At 57.6% G+C, this 330-nt stretch carries 1 pseudogene; it reads right to left on the bottom strand.

Annotated elements, in window-relative coordinates:
* Window positions 1-254: pseudogene (locus CA13_RS03935) on the bottom strand (hypothetical protein); the annotation flags it as partial.
* Window positions 255-330: the final 76 nt, after the last annotated feature.

Genomic DNA, 330 nt, shown 5'->3' with positions numbered 1-330 from the left:
GAAGATAGTCCGAGTGGGTTCTCGGGAGCACACAGCCAGCCTTGACCACACCGGACTGCCTCGCGAGCAAGGCTCTCGGGAGTGCCTGCCGCTCGCTTAAAGACGCGACCAAACTTCTTCACAATGTCGCACCAACCATGAGTGTCGAGTCCAATGCGACTCAAGATAGGAGCCAAGTGGTCGGGTATCTTGCCAACCTTGTTGCGGTGCAACTGCCGGCCCGTCCAATCCAAGAGCTCCAAATAACGAGACATCGAGACCGCCAAGAACCCCTTGGTACTTGCTCGCCGACCTGATGGATCGACACACGGTCCGACCGCATCGTTCTTC

It is taken from the genome of Novipirellula herctigrandis (assembly GCA_007859835.1).
Lineage (GTDB): Bacteria > Planctomycetota > Planctomycetia > Pirellulales > Pirellulaceae > Novipirellula_A > Novipirellula_A herctigrandis.
The sequence above is the reverse complement of the archived record's forward strand: the minus strand, read 5'-3'. Positions and strand labels throughout refer to the sequence as shown.